A 6531-nucleotide genomic window follows, 5' to 3' on the forward strand; every position below is an offset into this window, starting at 1 on the left:
AGCGATCGACCAGGTGCGAATTGACGCCGTCGGCGTCCAGCGTGCGGGCCACCAGATAGCCCGAGCCCATCCAGGCGCGACGGGTCCACTTGCCGAATGAGACCCGCGTGCCGGGAGCACCTGAGGCCGCGGGCATCATCTTGACCCGCTCCAATGCGTCCTTGACTCCGCGCGGACTGAGTGGGTGCGCATCGCTGAAAGCCCGCACCAAAGTGGCCGCGACATCGTGGTTGACGACAGGCACGCAATACTCAGGGCGCCGCCCGTCGTACTTTTCCGCGTAACGGTCGAGCCAAGCCTGCCCGATCGGATTGTTCTCGTCGTATTGGTCCACCCCGATCCAGCCCGTGAAGGCGTTCCACATGATCGGGTTGACCCAAGCATTCTGAAATGCCGTGGTGGTGAAGCGCGGCGGGTCCCAGTTGACTTCTTGCAGCGCGGGATTGATGAAGACGATGCCGAAACCGAACCCAAGATGCACGATCGCTTGGGCTTTCGCCTCGTACAACACGCGCAGGGCGTCGTTGATGTCCTGGGCGGTCTGGGCGATCGGCGCTTCGGCGACGATACGAATTCCTATGCGGCGGCAGGCGCTTCGCAGGTTCTTCAGGTAAGTCTCGCCGATGAGGTTCTGCTCCACCAACACGCCGATCTCGCCAAATCCACCCTTGGCGACAAGGTCCGCGAGGAATATCGGCTCGTCAGTCATCGAGCCCTGCGGAAACGAGAACGTCCATTCGCCGAGCCAGTCGTCGGTTCCCGTGACACTGAGCGCCGGTACTTTGAAACGCTCCTCGATCGCCTCGCGAGTCGGCACGCAGTTGTCGGTGATGTGCGGACCGAAGACCACCAGGCAGCCTTCGTCCACGAGTTCTGCGAATGCATCAATCACCGCTTTGACCGATCCCTTGGGCAAGCCCTCCACTTCGCGATAGATCATCTGGACGGGGCGATCCATCAGCCCTTGCTCGACGGCCTCCTCGAACACGAGATCAAAGCAGCGCGTGAAGTCGGCCAGCATCTCTTCCGGAAACCCGGGAGGCAAGGTGAAGTCCATCAGATAGCCGACTTTGATCGGCTCAGCTGTGCTTTCGTAGGACATGCGACCTCCATGGGAACATGCCGAAGCCGAAGCAAACGACCTAATATTTGTTCACACACTAGCGGGGCGGGGTTGCACCGTCAATCACCCGACCGGACCCCAGCATCCAGGTACAGCTCGATCATCTCGTTGAGCGCGCGACCGACCCCAGCCTCGTCGGTCAGCGGACCCGCGATAGCCGCCCGGGCCGCCTCCGTCCTGGTCAAGCCCTCGGTGATCAGCTGGCCGGCCGCGACGAGCACCCTGGTGGACGCGACCTCGCGCAGCCCGCCGGTCTCCAGTCGCCGGATCGCCTGACCCAATCGAACCAGCTCGGCAGCCGTCGCTTCGTCCACCCCGGATTCGTGGGCGACGACCGCCTGCTCGATGTCAGGGCTGGGGAAGCCGAATTCGATTGCGACCATCCGTTGACGGGTGGAGTCCTTGAGGTCCTTCAGCACACTTTGATAGCCGGGGTTATATGACACGACCAGGCCAAATCCCGGTGCGGCATCCAACGTCACGCCGAGCCGCTCGATGGGCAGTTGGCGGCGATGGTCGGCGAGCGGGTGGAGCACGACGGTGGTGTCCTGGCGGGCCTCGACCACCTCGTCGAGATAGCAGATCGCTCCCTCACGCACGGCATGCGTCAATGGCCCGTCCGTCCATACCGTCTCGTCACCACGCAGCAGGTATCGTCCGACGAGATCTGCGGTGGTGAGGTCGTCATGGCAGGCGACGGTGATCAACGCGCGGCCGAGATCGTGCGCCATCGCCTCGACAAAGCGCGTCTTGCCGCATCCGGTCGGACCTTTCAGGAGGATCGAGAGGCCCTGACGATGTGCCGCCTTGAAGACGGTTTCCTCATTGGCGACCGGCTGATAGTAGGGGCGCGGCGCACGGGTGTTTGCCGGTGCGCCATTGCCGGCCACGGATGCGGAAGCGGACTCGTCAACCACTTTCACGAACTCTCGCCGCCAATGATGCCGGCTCGGCCGGAGGATGACGCATGGCTTCCCTTCTCTTGACCGATGCACTGGGGTCGACCGAGCCTATCTGGAACAGATGTTTGTTTCAAGACCCGGAGGCCGTCCTGGTCGTGGTCAAATCGCAAGTCAACTGTGTTCTGGGCCATGGCATCTGAGTTCACTAGCACCAGTTAGGACACTCGTCGGCGCACCTCAGCTGAGCGCAGCGCCGAACGAAACAACGGCCCGATGACGCCGGTGAGTTGGTCGGGCCGTGCCACGGACGCGTGCGCGGCGCTGCCGAAGACGTTGCGCAGTGACGTCGCATCCGTGTTTGCTCCGACAGTCAGGCACACGCACCCGATTCCGCGCCGGCGAGCTTCGGTCAGCGCGCGGCGGGTGTCGGCGGCGCCGTAGGCGCGGTCATAGCCGTGATCGTATGCCAGTCCATCGGAGATCACGACCAACAAGCGCCGCGATGTGCCGCCGCGCGCTTCCACAACTGCCGATCCATGCCTGATCGCAGCTCCCAGCCGCGAGTACGCCCCCGGCTCAAGGCTGTTCAACCGGTTGATCACCTGGGTGTCGAGGCGGTGGTTGAATCGTTTCAACGGCACCATGTGCACCGCGGCGCGGCCTTGGGAGTAGTAGGCGTACAGCGCCACCCGGTCGCCCAAATCGTGCAGCGCGACAGTGAGGTTGGCCGCGGCGACCCGTTGCTGCTGATGCACGGTTTTGCCGATGGTGCCGGGTTCGGCGGTCGAGCCCGAGACGTCGAGCAAAAGCAGGACTGACAGGTCGCGGCGCCGACGCACGCTGTCGCGGTAGACCGCCTCGTCGGGCACCGAGCCGGCCCTTATCTCCACGCGCCCTTCGACTGCGGCGTCGATGTCGATGTCGTCGCCTTGTGTTTGATGGTGGCGGCGGAGAAAGCCCGTTCCGAGGCGCGCAAATGGGCGCCGCAGCGCAAGGGCTTCTTCGATCGCCTGGGGAACGCCGGGTGTCACCGACGGCTCGGTTTCCTGCACCGTGCACCAGTCGGGTCGGTAACTTCTGCGTTTGACATCCCATTCGGGATATTTGTAGCCGTCGGACTTGACGTCGGGGACGTCCTCGGTGGCGACCGTGGCGGTTGAGGAAACCGCGTGCGCTCCGCGGTTGGCCGCGTTGGTCCGGTGGGTGGGTGTGTCGGCGCCGGGAGGTCCGCCACCGCTGCCACTGGATTGACGCGCCGAGGACAGCAACTTTTTCAACCATTTGCCGATGAATCCGCCCCCGCCAACCGCGCTGGTGAACAAGTCGGGGTCGTCCGTGCCTGTGACTTCGCCGTCATCAAGCTCCTGAAGCTGCTGTTGACGGGTCGGACGTCGCGGTATGTGACCGGGAGTGTCGTGGCCGACCTGTTTGCCGGCCTGGCGCGTCGCGGCCAGCACCTTCTTGGCCCGGATGACGCCGAAGCTTCGCGGACAATCGGCAAGGATGTCTCTTCCAGCGGCAATAGTCAGCGACGTCGCTGCCGAATCGCTGCGACGGGCAGTGTCACGGTCGATCAGCGAGAACAACGTCATCGGCAGCAGGTCCGCGTTGGCGCACAGTGCGCGATGACCCTCGACGGCCAGATAGCGCTCAGCCAGCCGGGCCCGGGACAACGAGCGCACGACGTCAGGATCAAGGCTGCCCGCCGAGATCAGCGAGGCGTGCACGGCCACCGACTCCAGATTTGCACGAGCCCGCACCGTCGGATCGATGTAGATGGTCTGACCGTCGGTCCAGGACGGCTCCCCCGGTTCCAGCGGCGCCACACCGACCGGTCGTCCTGCCAGCGCTGAGCCCAGCATGCCTAGCCCGCGAAGGCGGTTAACTGGGCCGTCGATTTCTCGTACGACGCTCATCAGCTTTTGATCTCAGCTGCTTCGAAATCGGTTCCGGTGTTGGTGATCAGATCACCGTCCGGCGTAGTGACCAGGTAGCTATTGGCGATGTTCCTGGACATGAAAACGCCAGCGCCGAGGTCGACGGCACCCTGTTCGCCCTCCCCCTGCTTGACAAGCTCATCCAGCGCCGCGGCATCAGCGTGACCTCCATGGACTGATCTCGAATGCACCTAAGATTTGTTCCTCATGGGCGTATGATAACCCGGTCACGGCGGCATCGATATCTTCACGGCCAGACTCGAGTGTGGACGAGCTGGTCTTCCGTGCATGCGATCGAGCCGGCCTCGACGATTTCGGCGGCGACTCCTGGCGTGAGGGCCTGCGTCTGCTGGTCGACATCACTAAGTCCGCCCCGGGGTGAACTCTGTTGGACGCGAGTTCGTCTGCGGCCAGTTCGTCGACGCGCTGGGCAACCGGCTGCGCGTGGTCGATTACGTCAAGCAAGATTCGAGGTCGCCGACGAGCGCGTCGAGCGTCCGTTGGTGGTGCTCGGCCAGCCGGTCATCCGCGTCGCGATGCAGACCGCCGAATAGAACTGTCGCTGGGCGAGGACATCAACACACTGGTATTGCCGCGGGCACCGTGGGTACGAATTTGCTTGATCGGGCTATCCGCCTGGGCCGTTCGGCCATTTCAGCAGTGAGCCAGCATCGACACGGATGTGTTGTCCCGTGATATAACGGCTTTCGTCGCTGGCCAGAAATACTGCGAGGTTGGCGACGTCCTCGGGCTCAATGTAGGGAATAGGCATGGCTTGGAAGATGGCGAACAACGCTTCGGCGTCTTCGCGGGTGGCCTTCTTTCCCGCGCCGGTCAGGTCGGGTCGGAACATGCTGTACATGCCGTCATTTTGCAGAAGATTGAGTGCTGCAGTTGGTGGGGTGCATCGCGTTGACGCGAAGCATCCGCGGCGCCAGGTGCAACGACATCTCCTCGACATACTCCATCACCACGCGCTTGCTCCAGCCGTATCCCGCACCGCCGGGGCCCATGTTGGGATTGTCGGTGGTGCCTCGGATCATTCCAGCCGTCGAACCGGTGACGATGATCGACGCCCCGTTGGAAGGTGCGGAACGGTGACCGCGACGGTGTTCATCACGCTGAGCAGATCGACATCTGAAGCGTCGACGAAGTGCATTGGGTCCGGTTTACCCATCGCCATCGGCAAAATGCCCGCGTTCGCAACAACTGTGTCAATTTTGCCGAGGTCGGCCAGCCCGGCCTCGACCGCGTCGCGCAATTCGTGGCGCTCGCGGACATCGGCGATCCGCGCCACTACCCGGCGACCGAGTCCTTTGACCGACCGTTAGGTTTCGGCCAGATCATCAGGCGTCGCAAGCGGGTAAGGATTCGACTCGATCTGGCGGCAGATGTCGACGGCAATGATGTCGGCGCCTTCGTTTGCCATCGCGACCGCATGAGCGCGACCTTGACCACGAGCCGCACCGGTGATGAACGCAACTTTGCCGTCAAGCCTTCCGGGCTTCGAACCTCCGCCAATCCTTGAGAGCGGGCTCACCACGCTCATACGATGAGCGAAAACTATGAGATCTAAGGGTAAATCAAGAGTTTGGGACAAACATTTGGGCAAAGCTACAAGAAGTTGAGGCGTGCTGAGAAGACAACGCGGGACCGACCCTCCGGACGCGGCACGAGGCGGGGACACGGCGACGCTCCCGCGTGCCGCTTCTCCTGGCAATACTCGACTCAATTATCCGCTGGAACCCACAGTTGGGTTGAGCCGGCGCGGCCACGCAAGACTGTCTCGCCATGAGATAACCAATGCCGACGCTCAGTAGTATCGGCACCATCTACGGCAACTGCAGTGCAGAGAATCCTCGCTTCGACAACTTTCGCGAGATCCGCGAGCCGGGCGGCTTCATTGACAACGTCTCCGATGACCGTGTATTCATAACGATTTTCTGCTCCGATATTTCCGGCGAAAACCTGGCCCGCCGAGACCCCTATCCCGAAGTCGACCATGGGTAGCCGACGCAACTTGTTGCGCAACATGCGTGCCGTTGCCAGCGCCGCTGAGGGCGATTCGGGGATGGGTAGAGGAGCTCCAAATACAGCTAATGCGGCATCGCCTTGAAACTTGTTGATCTGTCCCCCGCGTTGGTCGACGGCGCTGACGACTATCTCGAAGAACTGGTTGAGGATTTCGGCGACCTCTTGGGGCGAGCGGCTAGCCGCCAACGTCGTCGAGCCCACCAGATCGATGAAAAGGACTGCCGCCTCGCGCACTTCCCCGGACAGCGATGCGCCCTCCTCCAGGGCCCGAAGGGCGACATCTGCGCCCACGTGGCGACCGAAGAGGTCGCGCAGCCGATCGCGTTCAGCGAGGCCAGAAACCATGCGGTTGAATCCGCTTTGAAGGCGACCAATTTCGGAGCGTTCGTAGGTGCCGACGAAGGTATCGATGTTGCCCTGCTCGACCTCTGCCATCGCGTCGACGACCTCACCTATCGGCTGCGAGATCGATCGGGAGGTCAAAATCATCACCGGTAGCCCGAGAAGCACCGCAGCAAGCGAAATTACGACTACC

5 protein-coding genes and 1 pseudogene are annotated in these 6531 nt (G+C 62.7%); all 6 read right to left on the reverse strand.

Annotation, left to right across the window (positions count from 1 at the left end):
• On the reverse strand, positions 1 to 1102 hold a 1102-nt coding region (locus tag WA317_RS02175), incomplete at its 3' end, for an ABC transporter substrate-binding protein (RefSeq protein ID WP_425171477.1).
• A gap of 80 nt (positions 1103 to 1182) precedes the next feature.
• On the reverse strand, positions 1183 to 2040 hold the full coding sequence (locus tag WA317_RS02180; protein ID WP_425171481.1) for a CbbQ/NirQ/NorQ/GpvN family protein: 858 nt from the start codon (positions 2038 to 2040) through the stop codon (positions 1183 to 1185).
• A 200-nt stretch (positions 2041 to 2240) separates the two neighbouring features.
• Positions 2241 to 3941, reverse strand: a complete 1701-nt coding sequence (locus WA317_RS02185; RefSeq protein ID WP_425171478.1) for a nitric oxide reductase activation protein NorD — start codon at positions 3939 to 3941, stop codon at positions 2241 to 2243.
• Entirely contained in the window at positions 3941 to 4153 is a 213-nt protein-coding gene (locus tag WA317_RS02190; protein WP_425171479.1) for a hypothetical protein, read from the reverse strand. The genes WA317_RS02185 and WA317_RS02190 overlap by 1 nt, the downstream gene beginning before the upstream one ends.
• Positions 4154 to 4590: 437 nt before the next feature.
• A pseudogene (locus WA317_RS02195) lies at positions 4591 to 5511 on the reverse strand (mycofactocin-coupled SDR family oxidoreductase).
• 179 nt (positions 5512 to 5690) lie between these two features.
• A partial coding sequence (locus WA317_RS02200) for an adenylate/guanylate cyclase domain-containing protein (protein WP_425171480.1) occupies positions 5691 to 6531 on the reverse strand: 841 nt, incomplete at its 5' end.

Origin of the sequence: Mycobacterium sp. (assembly GCF_049802695.1) — a bacterium.
GTDB lineage: Bacteria > Actinomycetota > Actinomycetes > Mycobacteriales > Mycobacteriaceae > Mycobacterium.